Origin of the sequence: Alistipes ihumii AP11 (genome assembly GCF_025144665.1) — a bacterium.
Taxonomy (GTDB): Bacteria; Bacteroidota; Bacteroidia; order Bacteroidales; family Rikenellaceae; genus Alistipes_A; species Alistipes_A ihumii.
The window spans coordinates 1,313,851-1,328,677 of the sequence record NZ_CP102294.1 but is presented as its reverse complement, the minus strand read 5'-3'; the positions used below and the strand labels follow the sequence as shown (position 1 = coordinate 1,328,677).

General features: G+C 61.2%; 12 protein-coding genes. 7 read left to right on the top strand and 5 right to left on the bottom strand.

Going from position 1 to position 14,827, the window contains the following annotated elements; translation table 11 throughout:
* Positions 1-226: 226 nt before the first annotated feature.
* From serB to NQ491_RS05315, 5 genes are all read left to right on the top strand, one after another.
* Positions 227-1,465 (top strand): phosphoserine phosphatase SerB, encoded by a 1,239-nt coding sequence (serB, locus tag NQ491_RS05335; RefSeq protein ID WP_019246572.1) that lies wholly within the window; start codon positions 227-229, stop codon positions 1,463-1,465.
* Between the two features lie 32 nt (positions 1,466-1,497).
* On the top strand, positions 1,498-2,754 hold the full coding sequence (locus tag NQ491_RS05330; RefSeq protein ID WP_019246571.1) for a sugar MFS transporter: 1,257 nt from the start codon (positions 1,498-1,500) through the stop codon (positions 2,752-2,754).
* A gap of 414 nt (positions 2,755-3,168) precedes the next feature.
* A complete protein-coding gene (locus tag NQ491_RS05325) occupies positions 3,169-4,590 on the top strand; it encodes an amidophosphoribosyltransferase (RefSeq protein WP_019246570.1) in 1,422 nt (473 codons plus the stop codon).
* 125 nt (positions 4,591-4,715) lie between these two features.
* Complete coding sequence (locus NQ491_RS05320) at positions 4,716-5,345, top strand: TetR/AcrR family transcriptional regulator (RefSeq protein ID WP_019246569.1); 630 nt, start codon at positions 4,716-4,718, stop codon at positions 5,343-5,345.
* Between the two features lie 119 nt (positions 5,346-5,464).
* A complete protein-coding gene (locus tag NQ491_RS05315; protein WP_147524778.1) occupies positions 5,465-6,757 on the top strand; it encodes a tetratricopeptide repeat protein in 1,293 nt (430 codons plus the stop codon).
* A 124-nt stretch (positions 6,758-6,881) separates the two neighbouring features.
* Here the strand turns inward: NQ491_RS05315 and NQ491_RS05310 are convergent, their stop codons facing one another.
* The 4 genes from NQ491_RS05310 to NQ491_RS05295 form a co-directional block, all read right to left on the bottom strand.
* Positions 6,882-7,706 carry an aminotransferase class IV gene (locus NQ491_RS05310; protein WP_019246567.1) on the bottom strand — a complete coding sequence of 275 codons (825 nt, stop codon included), beginning with the start codon at positions 7,704-7,706 and terminating at the stop codon, positions 6,882-6,884.
* An 8-nt stretch (positions 7,707-7,714) separates the two neighbouring features.
* Positions 7,715-8,332, bottom strand: coding sequence for a rhomboid family intramembrane serine protease (locus tag NQ491_RS05305; protein ID WP_019246566.1), 618 nt, complete (start codon positions 8,330-8,332; stop codon positions 7,715-7,717).
* A complete protein-coding gene (gene holA / locus NQ491_RS05300; protein ID WP_232423209.1) occupies positions 8,329-9,423 on the bottom strand; it encodes a DNA polymerase III subunit delta in 1,095 nt (364 codons plus the stop codon). Before holA ends, NQ491_RS05305 begins: the two co-directional genes overlap by 4 nt.
* 355 nt (positions 9,424-9,778) lie before the next feature.
* On the bottom strand, positions 9,779-11,245 hold the full coding sequence (locus NQ491_RS05295; RefSeq protein WP_026089756.1) for a DUF4301 family protein: 1,467 nt from the start codon (positions 11,243-11,245) through the stop codon (positions 9,779-9,781).
* A 129-nt stretch (positions 11,246-11,374) separates the two neighbouring features.
* On the opposite strand from NQ491_RS05295, the gene murB reads away from it, so the two are divergent.
* Both murB and tilS read left to right on the top strand, forming a co-directional pair.
* Positions 11,375-12,406, top strand: coding sequence for a UDP-N-acetylmuramate dehydrogenase (gene murB, locus NQ491_RS05290; protein WP_232423208.1), 1,032 nt, complete (start codon positions 11,375-11,377; stop codon positions 12,404-12,406).
* Positions 12,407-12,409: 3 nt separating this feature from the next.
* Complete coding sequence (gene tilS / locus NQ491_RS05285; protein WP_019246562.1) at positions 12,410-13,762, top strand: tRNA lysidine(34) synthetase TilS; 1,353 nt, start codon at positions 12,410-12,412, stop codon at positions 13,760-13,762.
* Positions 13,763-14,113: 351 nt separating this feature from the next.
* Here tilS and NQ491_RS05280 read toward each other — a convergent pair whose 3' ends face one another.
* A complete protein-coding gene (locus NQ491_RS05280) occupies positions 14,114-14,764 on the bottom strand; it encodes an NAD(P)-dependent oxidoreductase (protein ID WP_019246561.1) in 651 nt (216 codons plus the stop codon).
* Between the last annotated feature and the right edge of the window lie 63 nt (positions 14,765-14,827).

Sequence of the window (14,827 nt, the reverse complement as noted above, 5' to 3'; positions counted from 1 at the left end):
TTCAGAAAAGCGTTCGGCCGGTGTCTCGCTCGTCGCGGGGATCGCGTTGTCGGGAAACCGCTCGGCAGGCGTTTGACCGGCATGGAGGACCGGCTGCCGTGCGGGAGCGGCGTTTTTCTTGCGTGGAGCGTCGGCAATTGCCGAAAAGTTTGATAACTTTGCAAGTATTGTAACCGAAACGGCGGGCGGCTTGCGAGAGACGCTCGCAGGCGCAGAACCGAAAGGCATGGAAAACGACGACATCGAAGTTATTCAGATCAATATTCACGGCGAGGACAAGCCCGGCCTCACCTCCTCGCTGACCGACATTCTCGCGCGCTACGACGCGGCGATTCTGGATATCGGTCAGGCCAATATCCACCAGACCCTCTCGATGGGCATTCTGTTCAAGACCGACTCGATCCGCTCGGGCGATATCATGAAGGATCTGCTGTTCAAGGCTTACGAGCTCGGCATTCAGATACGCTTTCAGCCGATCACCGTCGAGCAGTACGAACAGTGGGTCGGCATGCAGGGCAAGAACCGTTATATCATTACCATGCTCGGTCGTAAGCTGACGGCCCAGCAGATCGCCGCCGTGACGCGCGTCGTGGCCGAGCAGGGACTCAATATCGACTCGATTCTTCGCCTGACGGGACGCGTTTCGCTCGACGAGAACGCGCGGGCCCCTAAGTCGTGCATCGAGCTGTCGGTGCGGGGGAATCCTCACGACAAGGAGGGTATGCAGTCGCGTTTTCTGCAACTGTCCACCGAGCTGGGCATGGACATTTCGTTCCAGAAGGACGACATGTTCCGCCGTTCGCGCCGGCTTATCTGTTTCGATATGGACTCGACGCTGATCGAAACCGAAGTGATCGACGAGCTGGCCGAGCGTGCCGGCGTCGGAGCCGAGGTGCGCGCGATCACCGAAAGCGCGATGCGCGGCGAAATCGACTTCGCGGAGAGCTTCCGCCGCCGCGTGGCGATGCTCAAGGGGCTCGACGAGTCGGTCATGGCCGACATTGCCGAGCACCTGCCGTTTACCGAGGGGCTCGACCGGCTGATGCACGTGCTCAAGCGTCTCGGGTTCAAGACGGCCATTCTGTCGGGCGGTTTCACCTATTTCGGAAATTATCTGCGCCGCAAGTACGGTTTCGACTACGTCTATGCCAACGAACTGGAGATCGAGGACGGCAAGCTGACGGGCCGCTATCTGGGCGACATCGTCGACGGCAAACGCAAGGCCGAGCTGCTGAAGCTCATCTCGCAGGTCGAGAACGTCGACATCGCGCAGACGATCGCCGTCGGGGACGGGGCCAACGACCTGCCGATGCTGAGCGTCGCCGGCCTGGGAATCGCATTCCACGCCAAACCGAAAGTCAAGGCGACGGCCGGCCAGTCGCTCTCGACGGTCGGGCTCGACGGAATTCTCTATTTCCTCGGCTACAAGGATTCGTATATCGATGACAAGCAATTCAAACTCTAAGATTTCGCAAAACCTAATCTGAACTGAATAGAATGAAGAACAATTCCGCAGCCAGAAGCATCTACGTGATAGGTGCGCTCTTTTTCGTTTTCGGTTTCGTCACGTGGATCAACAGCGTGCTGATTCCCTTTCTGAAACAAATATGCGAACTCACCGATTTCCAAGCCTATTTCGTGACGTTCGCTTTTTACATTTCCTATTTCGTCATGGCCATTCCGTCGTCGTGGGTGCTGCGTCGCAGCGGGTTCGTCCGGGGCATGTCTTACGGGCTGCTGGCTATGGCCGTCGGTTCGATTCTGTTCATTCCAGCCGCATTGGACCGCAGCTATGCGCTGTTCCTGCTCGGACTGTTCCTGCAGGGGACCGGGCTCGCGCTGTTGCAGACCGCCTCGAATCCGTATGTGACGATTCTCGGCCCGATCGAGAGCGCTGCGCAGCGCATCAGTATCATGGGCGTCTGCAACAAGATTGCCGGCATGACCGGTATTTTCCTGCTGAGCCGTTTCCTGTTCTCGGACATCGAGGGAATATCGGCCAAGATCGCCGGTCTGACCGGCGCCGATAAGATTGCCGAGCTGCATGTGCTTGCCGAGAAGATCATCGTGCCCTATGTCTGCATCACGGTCGTGCTGATTCTGCTCGCGCTGGTGATCCGGTTCGCGGCGAAGCTGCCCGAGATCGATGTCGAGTCGAATTGCGAGGAGGCCGGTCATGAGCGCCGCTCGCTGCTGGACTATCCCTATTTCTGGCTCGGGGCGGTCAGCCTGTTCCTGTATGTGGGCGCCGAGGTCGTCGCGATCGATACGCTGCCGCTTTACGGCGAGTCTCAGGGGCTGTCGGGCGACGTGGCGACGAAGCTGGGCATATGTAGTTTGGTGGCTACGACGATCGGCTATCTGATCGGTATCGTGCTCGTTCCGAAATACGTGCCCCAGCGCAAGGCGTTCATCGCATGCCTGACGCTCGCGCTGCTGTTTCTGGCAGGAGCGCTGCTCACGTCGGGTATTACGTCGATCGTTTTCATCGTGCTGATGAGCTTCGCGCATTCGCTGATGTGGCCGAGCCTGTGGCCGCTGGCCATCGAGAATTTGGGCAAGTATACCCAGCTCGCTTCGGCTATCCTGATTATGGGTATCGCAGGCGGGGCCATCATGCCGATGCTTTACGGGGCATGGGCCGACGCGATCGGCAACCGTCACCTGCCGTACCTGATTCTCGCTCCGGGGTATCTGTTTATGATCTATTTCGCTGTTCGCGGCTATAAGGTCGGGCGCTCGTTGCCCAAGTAGGACGTTTTTATGAAGGTCGCGGTCGGGTCCCGACGTTTCGTCGGGACCCGACCGCGGAAATTCTTCTTATCGCCCCGACGGGTGTTTGGAATGGCCGGGCCGGTGCGGAGGCGGACTCGGTGCGGCCGGAACGCCGGCTATTCTCAGAATCCGGGCGACGGTTCCTGCGCTGAACCGTCGCCCGGATTCTGCGTTTGCTCCCACTGGACCGGGCGTTCGCGCGCTTTTCGCATCGGGACGGGAAAAGCTTCCGATCCGGGCTTGCCGGGACAGATGTGCGCTCCTTTCCCGTTCCGCTGTCCTGCGAGAGGGGGGCCGGAGCGGCGGAATAGCCCGGCTTTTCGGCCGATTTTAAATGGCGGCCGCGTTTGAAATTCGCCCCGAAACGCTATCTTTGCGCAAAAATCTGACTGTATGAGCGGCTTTTTCGGTTGTGTCTCGAAGCGGGACTGCGTGGCTGACGTCTTCTACGGCACCGATTATCACTCGCATCTGGGCACCAAGCGCGGCGGCATGGCTTTTTACGACGGAAAGGATTTCGTACGGACCATCCATTCGCTGGAGAACGCCTATTTCCGCAACAAGTTCGAGGACGATCTGCCCCGTTTCGAGGGCTCGCGGCAGGGGATCGGCATCATCAGCGACATGGAGTCGCAGCCTATCACGCTCACCTCGCATCTGGGCCGCTTTTCGCTGGTGGCCATCGGGCGTATCGACAATCTCGAAGAGCTGACGCGGGAGCTGCTCGGTCGCCGGCTGAACTTCGCCGAGCTGTCCGCCTCGCGGATCAACCCGACCGAGCTGGTCGCTACGCTCGTATCGCTGGGCGACTCCTTTCGCGAGGGAATCGAGCTGGTGCAGAGCAAGGTGAAAGGGTCGTGCTCGATGCTGATCCTGACGCCGGAGGGCATTTATGCTTCGCGCGACAAGTACGGCCGCACGCCGGTGGTTGTCGGCCGGGGAGGCGACGGCTATGCGATAGCCACGGAGAGCTCGGCTTTCGCTAACCTCGATTACCGTGTCGAAACCGAGTTGAAGCCGGCGCAGACGCTGTTCATAACGGCCGACGGCATACGCGAGATCACGCCGGGGGGCAAGCGCAAGCAGATATGTTCGTTCATGTGGGTCTATTACGGCTACCCTTCGTCGTGCTACGAGGGCGTGAACGTCGAGGATGCCCGCTATCGCTGCGGTTGCGCGCTGGCCCGCCGCGACGAGGACGTGCGCGATGTCGATTTGGTGGCCGGCGTGCCCGACTCGGGCGTCGGCCATGCGATCGGCTATTCCAACAGTCGTCGCCTGCCCTACAAACGGGCATTCGTCAAGTATACGCCGACATGGCCCCGCAGTTTCATGCCCCAGAACCAGAAAATGCGCGATCTGGTAGCGAAGATGAAGCTGCTCCCGAACGAAGCTTTCATCCGAGGTTCCCGCATGGTGTTGCTCGACGACTCGATCGTGCGGGGCACCCAGCTCAAGGACAACATCGTCAAGCTGACCGAGGTGGGCGCCCGGGCGCTGCATATCCGAATCGCCTGTCCGCCGCTGATTTATCCGTGCGTATTTCTCAACTTCTCCACTTCGCGCTCGACGTTCGACCTGTTCACGCGCCGCGTGATCAAGGAATTGGAGGGAACCGAAGAGTTTTCCGAGGAGCTGCTGCGTCAATATGCCGACCCGGACAGCCCGAAGCACGCCGCGATGGTGGAGGTCATGCGCCGGCGGATCGGAGCCGACACGCTTCGCTTCCAGCGTTTGGAAGATCTGGTCCGGGCGATCGGCCTGCCCAAGGAGGAGTTGTGCACTCATTGCTGGGACAATTCCAGTTATCTGTAGGTTCCCGAAAGCCGTTTCCGTTGCTTGCAAATACCGGGCAGGGGGCGCACGAGAGAAAACTTCAAAACTTTTTTCGTTTTTTCAGTTTTCTCCCTATCTTTGCAGCGGAGTATAACGACTGTATCATGCTTTCAAAAGATAGGATCATAGCGGAATCGACCGATCTGTTCGTACGCTACGGGGTCAAGTCGGTTCGCATGGACGACATCGCATCCCGGCTGGGCGTTTCCAAACGGACGATCTACGAGCTGTTCGGCGACCGCGAGTCGCTGATCCGGACTTGTGTCGAGTACTTTTACAACCGGCAGGAACGCAGGTATGAGGCGCGGATGGCTTCGGCTCGCAACGTCATCGAGGAGTTCATGCTTCTGCTCGAGGACTGGGAGAACTCGGTTACGGTCAATATGAACTTCATGAGCGATCTGGAGCGTTTCTATCCGGAAATTTACAGACGCATCTCTTCCGAGCGCCATCGCCAGGGGGCCGAGCGACTGAAGCAGAAACTTCGGCAGGGCGTTGCCGACGGTCTTTTCTTTCCCGATATCAACGTCGAGTTCTCCGCTGCGATCCTGATCGCATCCGTTTCGACGATCTTCACTTCGCCCTCGACCTATCACTCGGCCGAGATCTCGATGTCCGAGGCGTTCCGCTACATTATGATGTGCTTTTTTAGGGGCATATCCACTGCCGAGGGGTTGCACGTGATCGACGAAATGTTCGGAAAGTATTTCCCGCGACAGAACGGCGCTCGCTGACGGCGTTCTGAAGACTTTCGGCCGGTTCCGGTCGTTTCGTTTGCGTTTCCCGCGCGATGGACGGCGGTTCCGGCATACGATTTCCGGCGAATTCGCGTTCATATGCCAAACCTCTCTCTATGAAAGCCCTATTGTTTGCATTGTCTTTTTTTCTGCTCGCTTTTCGTTCGCCGGCACAGGTGCAGGGATTGAAGGAGCAGGCGCTCGAGAGTTTCCGCCGGGAACGGTACGACGAGGCGGTCGCGCTGATGGAGCGTGCCGCGGAAGCCGATCCGACCGATGCCGAAAGCTGGTATTACCTCGGTTTCTTCAACCATTACCGGGCCTACGACAGCCGCCCGCTCAAAGGATACGATTTCTCGTACTCCGAGCGTGTCTTCTCTTATCTGGACCGGGCGCTGGAGCTCGATCCGTCGTTGGGCGACGCCCGCTATTTCTACGGAGCCGAATGTAGCGCGAACGCGTTCCATGCGATGCGCGAGCGCGATCTGGAGCGGTTGAGGCACTTCTATGAGAAGGCGTTCCTCAAGGGGGCCTATCCGCCCTGGCTGCTCGAACTGGGGCGCAACATGCTCGACGGCTGCGACCGCGATGCGATCCTGTTCGCCGGCGGAAACGGCGATTTCGACGTCTGTTCCTACTTGCAGTTGCACGAAGGCTATCGGAGGGATGTTTCGGTTCTGCCGGTCGGCTATACTGACCGTCCGTGGTATGCCGGCTATCTGCGCGACGGGCTCGAAGGGGCGCAGCGTCCTCTTGCTCTTTCGCTGTCGGACGAGCAGATTCTCGAGATGCGCCCGTTCAAATGGGATACGCTCGAGGTCCGCATACCTGTGTCGGAAGCTCTGCGCGAGGAGTTTTCCTTGCCCGAGGATGCCGTTCTGGCATGGACCGTCGCGCCCGATTTCGCTTCCGAGCGGCTGAACGGCAAACTCAATGACGAAAAGGCCCGGCCGAGGACCTACCTGAGCCCGCAGCGGGCGGTCATGCTGCAGATCGTCGAGGATAATTACGCCTCGCGCCCGATTTTTTTCTCCCGTATGGGCAATCCGTTCTTTTTCGCCGGGCTCGACCGTTTCTTCAGCCATGGCGGCCTCGTGTCGCGCCTGCTGCCTTTCCCCACGGCGGGCACGGCGCATGAAACCGATGTGCCCCGGCTCGAAAGATTGTTGCGGGCCGACCGTCTGAAAGAGGTGCGGTCCGTCGCGACGACCGATATTCCCCGGATTTCGGGTTGTCTGTTCGTTTATACGGAAGCTTTGGCCCGGTTGGCGGCGTACTACCGGAAAGCCGGGCGGAAGGAGGATCTCCGCGCGTTGGCCGGATTGTATCGCCGTTACCTGATGCCGGTGCTTTCGTCCGGCAGGGAGGATGCTTTGTTGGAAGAGTTGGAGCAAGCATCCGGTTCTTGAGAGGACAGGCAAGCGCAAAGTCTTGAAGAACGGTCTCGGAGAGGTTCCTGTCGCATGTCGGGGATCTTCCCGAAGCGCTCGAATGCCCGCCGGGGCATGCCGGAAGGCGTTGCACGGGGTTCGTTTACCGGTACGTTCTGATGTCGGTCCGGTTGATCCGCTCGCTGAGCCGGACGGCCGCCGTGTTGAAATAGCGGCGGTCGCGGTAGCCCAGAACGGGAACGATTCCCTGTACGTCGACCGTCAGCGCCTCGTCGCAGCGGAGCAGCATCTGCCGCGTGAGCGGGTATTCCGTGACGGTCAAGCCTTCCTCGCGGCAAGCCGACAGCACGAGCCGGCGCATCGCCGAGTCGGTCGCTCCGGCCGACAGCGGCGTGGTGAGCGCCTGCCGTCCCGAGACGATGAGCAGCGGCTCGCCTCCGACGCCGAGCAGCACGCCGTCGCGGCTCTCTCTCGCGGCCAGCTCGCCTCCCCGCCGGCGGACCGTCCGTTCCGCATAGCGGTCGCAAAGCAGCGCGGCGGCGGTCGGATATCCTTCGTGAGGAGCATCGCACCGGACCGTGTCGAGCATCATGCGCTTGTGCCACAGTACGAAATGCGGATAAAGCAGGGGACGGTCGGTCTCGATCAGGTATTCGCATCGGTCGGAGCCTTCGTCGATTCCTTCGGGAAACAGCCGAAGCGTCACGCAGGCGCTTTGTCGCGGAAACCGGTTGATTTCGAGCAGTCGGGCGATCCGGTCGGCGATCCGGCTCTCGGACAGGTCGGTTTGCATGCCGTACAAACGGTCGAGGGCGCGGGTCAGGATTTCGAGGTGTACGGAAAGAAACGGAGCCGTGCCTCCGAACGTATGAATGCGTTGAAAGAGGTGATTCCTCTCCAGCATCGACAGCGGATCGGCCAGCTTGGCCGGCTCGACGAACGTTCCGTTGAGGCAGACGCTTTTCATGGGAGCCGTCAGAATTGAGTCAGGTTGCGGATGAACGCATGCCACAGCGAAGGCTCGAGCAGCAGGGGAAAGACAAAGCCGTACAGCGCGCCCCACAGATGGGCGTTGTGGTTGACGTTGTCTCCTCCCCGCTGGCTCAGGTACTGTTCGTACCCGACGTATAGCGCTCCGAAAAGGATGCCCGGTATGGGCAGTATGCCGAAAAAGTAGATTTTGCTCCACGGATTGAAGAAGATCGATGCGAACACGACGGCCGACACGGCTCCCGAGGCGCCGATCGATACGTAGCGCGGATCGTTGCGGTGGCGTGCCATGTCCGATGCGACCGATGCGATCAGCCCTCCGAAATACAGCAGCCCGTAAGCGAGGTAGCCGCTGGCTATCGTCCCTGCATGCTCGTAGGCCCGGAACAGCCGCTCGAGGTACTGTCCGAACGATAGCAGGACGAACATGTTGACGATCAGGTGCATGTAGTCGGCGTGGACGAATCCGTAAGTGACGGCCCTGTACCATTGCCGATCGTGCGCCACCCGGTAAGGAATCATCGCCAGCGAGTCGAACCACCGCCGGTTGCCGAAGCAGACGACCGAAACGACGGCCGTCAGGAAGATCAGAATGAAAGTCATCGCAGAACGAATATTTTCAGAAGCAGTTCCTTCAGAAGCTCGCCGTCGGTCGCTTGTCCCGAGTCGATCCCCTTGCTTTTGAGATCGTATTCGCGGATCAGCCCCATGATGGCGAATACCCGACTGTTCGGATAGAGCGAAGCCGCTTGCTGGTACTCCTTCAAAAAGAAGGCCGAGGATAGTTTCAGCATCCGCGCCAGTTCCGCATCGGGCGGCATGGGGGTTCCCTTGCGCCGGCAGAGCCATCGCTGGTAATTGACGATGAATATCCGCTGAAAATGCGTGAACAGCGTGCCGAGCGTTACCAGCAGCGGATTCTCCTTCGGGTTGCGGGCGAAGTGGTCGGCGATTCGCAGAGCCCGGGCCATGTCTTTCTCGGACAGCGCGCGTGTCAGTTCGAAATTGTTGAAATCCTTGCTGATGCCGATGTTCTGCTCGATGTGCTCGGCCGTGATGCGCGAGGTCCCTTCGGGCAGGAAAGTCATCAGCTTGTCGATTTCGTTGGCGATCTTCGCAATGTCGGCTCCCAGGTGGTCCACGAGCATCGACACCGACTTGGCGTCGATCGTGCAGTTCCGGCTCCGGATGTATTCCGCGAGCCACCCGGCGATTTCGTAGTCGCGCGGGCGCACCGACTCGAAGACGACGCCCCGTCCGGCGATCTGCTTGTAGAGCTGGGAGCGCTTGTCCATGTTGCGCTCTTTGTGACACAGTACCAGAATCGTCGTCGCGCAGGGCGAGGCCGTGTAAAGGGATAGCTGCTCGAGTCTGCGCAGGCTCTGCGCTTCGCGGACGATCACCACCTGGCGCGTCCCGGTCATCGGCATCTGGCGGCACAGGTTGATGACGGCTCCGGCGTCGGTGTCTTTGCCGTAGACGACCGTCTGGTTGAACGCGCGTTCGTCGGGCGGCAGGATGGCGTCGGCGAGCCGGGCGGTCAGCGAATCGATGAAATAGGGCTCGTCGCCCATCAGCAGGTAGAGCGGCTCGAAGCGGCGCTCCGCGATGCGCGCCGCCAGCGCGGCGTAGTCCGCCGCGCTTTCCCTGAACGTTTTTTTGCCGCTTTTGGCCATCGAAAGAATCGTTTGCACAAAGGTAGCGATTGTTGAGCGGCTTTGCAATGCCTCTCGCTGCGCGGATCGACCGGGTCGCCCGGCCGCCGCCGGCCGCCCCGCTTGCATGGGCGGAGTGTTCGCCCGGTCGTTTCCGGCGATTGCTCCGTTTCCCTTGCGTCGGATTCTTTTGCCGCTCGGGGCGTTTCTGTCCGACCAGCGGATGCAGCGGAAACTGCGGCGGGCCGCCCCGATGATGTCGGGGCTTGATCGCTTTGTACGGGTTTCGGCGTCGGCGCCGGTCGGAATCTCCGTTTCCGGCGGCCCGTCTCGCCGTATGCCGGGGCGGGCCCGCATCCTGCGGAAGAATGCTGCCGGACTGCCTCGCGTGCCGTTAAGGCTCGTTCTGGTGCTGCGGCCGGAGCAGGTCGTTGACGATCTTGACGGGGGCGAAGGTCGATATCGGCACTTCGACGAACACGGTATTCCATCGCGCCATCGCGCCGTTCCACAGGCCCGGCAGCTCCATGGCCCGCAGCGGTCTGCCCTGCTGCGACTTCTCCGAGACGAATCCCGTCTGCGGATCGGTCCATTGCCGCAAATCGAAGCGGCGTCCGAGGTAGTTTTTCAGGCCGCATGCGACGTCGACGGGGTTGAAGTGCGTGGCCCGGGCCGTCAGTTCTTTCTGTCCGGGGGCGATCTGCGACGACTCGACAATTTGGAGCGACTCGCCTCCGTCGGGCTCGGAAACCCAGAACGGTCCCCCGCCCGGTTCGCCTTCGTTGCGGACCATGCCGCAGACGCGGATCGGCCGGTCGAGCATGTCGCGCAGGTATCGCGTCTTCCGCTCGGCCGTCATATCGCGGAACGAGGCCGGGAGTTTCCGGCACAGCTTCTCGGTGACGAACGCCGCGATCTCGTCCGGATTCTCGGCGACTCGCCCGTCCGTTTCTCGTAAGTATTCGAAAGCCTGTTCCTGAAGCGAGAGCAACAGTCCGCCCAGCGTCTCCTTGCTGGCGACCGTATCGGCCTTGAGCCGGTCTGGAACGACGTTATCGACGGTCTTGACGAAGACCAGATCGGCATCGATTTCGTTCAGGTTTTCGATCAGCGCTCCGTGTCCGGCGGGCCGGAACAGCAGCCGTCCTCCCTCGCGGAACGGCGTATTGTCGGGATTGACGGCGATCGTATCGGTCGAGGGTTTCTGCTGCGAATAGCCGATGTCGTAGCGGACCCCGAAGCGTGCTTCGTACTCGGGCTTCACGCGCTCGACGAGCCGCTCGAACAGCGGCATGTGTTCCGGCGAGACGGTCAGGTGGATGTGTACGCTCCGCCCGGCGCCGACGGCGTACATCGCTCCCTCGGCCAGGTGTTCCTCGAGCGCCGTACGGCTGCCTTCGGGATATTTATGGAACAGGATCAGCGCCTTGGGCAGGCGGCCGTATCCGAGCCCGTCGCGCACGATTCCCTCGATCAGCCGGCGGGGCGAGCTGCTCCCTTCGGTCAGCCTGTGCAGCTCGTCGGCGAAGGCGAACCGGTTTATCCGCTCGATCACTTCGCGGACTTCCGGCCCGGCCTGTCCCGTTTCGAGATAGCCGAACAGGCTTTTGAACATGCGCGTGGCTGCGCCGGAGGCCGGGACGAACTTGACGATGCGCCGTTCGTCGCGCCGGCTGCGGTACAGTGCCCGGCAACGTTCGGCCTCGCTCGCGTCCATGCGGACGATTCCGTCGCCCGCGACGGCGGCGCGGGCCAGGTCCAGATAAGGGAAGCCTGTCCGGAACCTTTCCATCTGGCGTTCGATCTGTTCGGGACTCAGCCCGTGTTCTTCGATCTGTCGAATATCCTGTGGTGTAAGCATGCGTGCGTTTGTTGAAAGAACAAGTAAAGTTAGCGAATTTTCTGCAAAAACGGTTCCGTTCGCACGCGAACGGAACCGTTTCCGATCGTCCGGCCCCGGGCGGAGTCCGATTTGGCAAATCTTGTTTTAATGCGTAAGTTTGTCATTCGTATGATGGAAGTGCGGGAAAATATTTCGCTGCTCGGAATGAACAGCTTCGGGTTCGACGTTTCGGCCCGTCGGCTGGTCGAGTTCGCCTCGGCGGAGGATTTGCGGCAGGCGTTCGCTTCGATGCCCTCCGGCGAGCCGTGGTATGTGCTCGGCGGCGGAAACAATGTGCTTTTCACTGCCGATTACGGCGGCACGCTGCTCCATCCTCTCGACCGGAGCGTGACGCTTGAGGGCGGCGATGGCGAGCGGGCGCTGGTCCGTGTGGGAGCCGGAGCCGAGTGGGACGATTTCGTCGGCTGGGCTGTCGGGCAGGGACTGGGCGGCATCGAGAACCTGTCGCTGATACCGGGCTGCGCCGGAGCCGCTCCGGTCCAGAACATCGGCGCTTACGGCGTCGAGGCGAAGGATACGATCGAGAGTGTCGAGTGCTATCTTCCGGACGAGGACCGGGTTGTCGCGCTTTCGAATGCCGAGTGCCGTTTCGGCTACCGCGACAGCGTTTTCAAGCGTGAGTTGCGCTCTCGGGCGGTGATCCTGTCCGTGCTGTTCGGTCTGTCGCGCCGTCCCGAGTTCCGCTTGCGCTACGGAGACGTCTCGCGCCGGGTCGACGAGCTCGGGGGACCGTCGCTGAAAAACATCCGCGAGGCGGTGGTCGCGATTCGCCGCGCGAAGCTGCCCGACCCGAAGGTGCTGGGCAATGCCGGCAGCTTTTTCAAGAATCCCGTCGTATCGGAGGAGCAGGCCGCGAAGCTGTTGGCCCGTTGGCCCGACATGCCGCGCTACGGGGCGGGCGAGGGATTCGTCAAGCTGGCCGCCGGCTGGCTGATCGATCGCTGCGGCTGGAAAGGCCGTCGTATGGGTCCCGTGGGGGTCCACGACCGTCAGGCCCTCGTGCTGGTTCACTACGGCGGAGGAACCGGGGCCGACGTGATGCGGCTTGCCCGGGCCGTGCAGCGCGACGTGGCCGAGCAGTTCGGCGTCCGGATCGATATGGAAGTCAACTTGTTGTAGGATATGTTACAGGAGAAGTTCAGCAGCTATGTGCGCGAGCGGTCGCTCTGTACGGCCGACGAGCGGATTCTGCTGGCCGTCAGCGGAGGGGTCGACTCGATGGTGATGCTCTCTCTTTTCGTGCGCTGCGGCTACCGCGTCGGCGTGGCTCATTGCAATTTTCAGCTCCGCGGCAGGGAGGCCGACGAGGACGATGTGCTCGTCGAACAGCAGGCGGCCCGTTACGGAGTACCCTATTTCGGGGCTCGCTTCGATACGCTGGCTGAGGTCGCGGCGACCGGCGATTCGGTCGAAATGGCCGCCCGTCGGCTCCGCTACGGTTGGTTCGACAAGCTGTGCGACGAGCACGGATACGACAAGATCGCCATCGCTCACCACGCCGACGACTCGGTCGAGACCTTTTTCATCAACCTGATTCGCGGAACCGGGCTGCGCGGACTGACCGGCATCCATGTGGCTAACGGCCGGCTGATCCGTCCGCTGCTTTTCTCGACGCGCCGCGAGATCGTCGATTATGCCCTGGCCAATAAAATTCCCTATCGGGAAGACTCGTCGAACGCTTCGACCAAATACCTGCGCAACAAGTTCCGGCTCGGCATCGTTCCGAGGATCAAGGAAATATCCCCTCAGTTCACCGAAACGATGACCTCGAACGTCGAGCGGCTGACTTCGGCCCAGAGCTTCATCGACCGGGGGATCGAACTGATTCGCCAGCATGCTGTCCGCACCGAGGGCGACCGGACGGTGATCGAAATGAGTCTGATCGATCCGTTGCTGCCGCTGCATTTCGTCATCTTCGAGCTGATGAGAGGCATGGGATTCAACGGCGAGGTGATCGACAGTCTGGGGCGCGCGTTCGCCGAGGGGCACGGCTCGGGCAAGCGCTTCTTTTCCAAAGACAGCGTAGCCTATATCGACCGGGGCAGGATCATCGTCACGCCGATTCCCGACGACGAGAGTTGCGAGAGTCTGGTGACTCCCCGGACGGAGCGCATTCCCTGCGGCGGGGGCACGCTTTGGTTCGAGCATGCGGACGTCGACGATATCGACGAGCTGCGTCAGCCTCCGACCGTCGCGCTGCTCGACGAAGCCAAGCTTTCCTATCCGCTGAAGGTCCGGCGCTGGAGCGAGGGCGACGCTTTCGTGCCGTTCGGCATGGGAGGGCGGCGGAAAAAGGTCAGCGACATGCTGATCGACGACAAAGTTTCGCTGCCCGATAAGCGGCGGCAGTTCGTTGTCGTTTCGGGCGGGGATATCGTTTGGCTCGTCGGGCGGAGGATCGACGAGCGGTACGCCGTGGGTTCCGGAACCGAAAACGTGTTGCGTATCCGGATCCTGCCGGACGACGATCTGTAGGCGGTCCGGCGCCCGTCCGTGCGGCCGGCGGGAGGGACGGGCTTGCCGGCCGGGATATTTCCGGTGGCGGCGCTTCCTTTCGATCCGTACCGTGCATCCGTTCGTTTGTCTCGGGGCGTTTATGTGCCGGTACGGTCTCGGCAGGGACCTTTCCTCTTGGAATATTTGCCTGTTTCGCGCGCCGGAACCGTTTTTTCGGGGCGAATGTCTTGAAAAACTGGGCGAGCGGAGTCGAGTCTGCCGGTAAAGCCGGGCTTTCCCCCGATTTGCTCTCCATGGTCCGCGACGTTTCCCGGACGCTTGTTGCCGCCGGCTCGGGCGACCGCAGACGGGCGATCCCTGCCGTTCGGCTCAGTATCCGATCGTGAAGCGCTCGCGGTGATGGACCGGCTTTTCCAGTTCGTCGATCATCGCGGCGGCGTAGTCTTCGACCGAGATGCTGCTTTTTCCCGAGGCGTCCCGGATCAGCTCGTCTTTCCCGATTCGGAATTTTCCGGTCCGCTTGCCCGGGACGAGCTCCGCTGCCGGGGAAAAGAACACCCAATCCAGCTCGTTCTCGGGTTTGAGCACCGTTTCGTAAACTTCGGCCAGCGCTTTGACGCCCGGCAGCAGGCGCTCCGGGATACGGCCGCTGTCGAGCAGCCTCATGCCGGGCCCGACGTACAGGCTGCCGGCTCCTCCGACGACCAGCAGCCGTTTTATGCCGGCCAGCTTGACTGCCTCGACGATGCGCGGATAGACGCTCAGCGTCTGTTCGTAAATGTCGGGATTGTTCCGGCCCGGGTTGTAGGCGCTGATTACCGCGTCGTGGTTGCGGACGGCTTCCCTCAGGGTCGTCGGGTCGGCTGCGTCGGCCGTCCGCGTTTCGAGATTCAGGCTCCGCAGTGCGATGCTTTCCGGTCGGCGCACGATAGCCGTCACTTGCAGGTCCCGGTACAACGCTTCCTTCAGAATGGCCGAGCCGACGAATCCGCTCGCGCCGATCAAGGCGATTGTTTTCATATTTCGGTCGACTGACGATTTGTATTCTGCGGACGGCCGTGCGCCGTCCCGTCCGTCCCCAAT

Excerpts from the sequence above, each read along its gene's own strand:
- NQ491_RS05330 (WP_019246571.1), top strand. The coding sequence starts at position 1,498 with ATGAAGAACAATTCCGCAGCCAGAAGCATCTACGTGATAGGTGCGCTC.
- murB (WP_232423208.1), top strand. The coding sequence starts at position 11,375 with ATGCGTAAGTTTGTCATTCGTATGATGGAAGTGCGGGAAAATATTTCG.
- NQ491_RS05280 (WP_019246561.1), bottom strand. The coding sequence starts at position 14,764 with ATGAAAACAATCGCCTTGATCGGCGCGAGCGGATTCGTCGGCTCGGCC.
- serB (WP_019246572.1), top strand. The coding sequence starts at position 227 with ATGGAAAACGACGACATCGAAGTTATTCAGATCAATATTCACGGCGAG.
- NQ491_RS05325 (WP_019246570.1), top strand. The coding sequence starts at position 3,169 with ATGAGCGGCTTTTTCGGTTGTGTCTCGAAGCGGGACTGCGTGGCTGAC.
- tilS (WP_019246562.1), top strand. The coding sequence starts at position 12,410 with ATGTTACAGGAGAAGTTCAGCAGCTATGTGCGCGAGCGGTCGCTCTGT.
- NQ491_RS05310 (WP_019246567.1), bottom strand. The coding sequence starts at position 7,706 with ATGAAAAGCGTCTGCCTCAACGGAACGTTCGTCGAGCCGGCCAAGCTG.
- NQ491_RS05305 (WP_019246566.1), bottom strand. The coding sequence starts at position 8,332 with ATGACTTTCATTCTGATCTTCCTGACGGCCGTCGTTTCGGTCGTCTGC.
- NQ491_RS05320 (WP_019246569.1), top strand. The coding sequence starts at position 4,716 with ATGCTTTCAAAAGATAGGATCATAGCGGAATCGACCGATCTGTTCGTA.
- NQ491_RS05315 (WP_147524778.1), top strand. The coding sequence starts at position 5,465 with ATGAAAGCCCTATTGTTTGCATTGTCTTTTTTTCTGCTCGCTTTTCGT.
- NQ491_RS05295 (WP_026089756.1), bottom strand. The coding sequence starts at position 11,245 with ATGCTTACACCACAGGATATTCGACAGATCGAAGAACACGGGCTGAGT.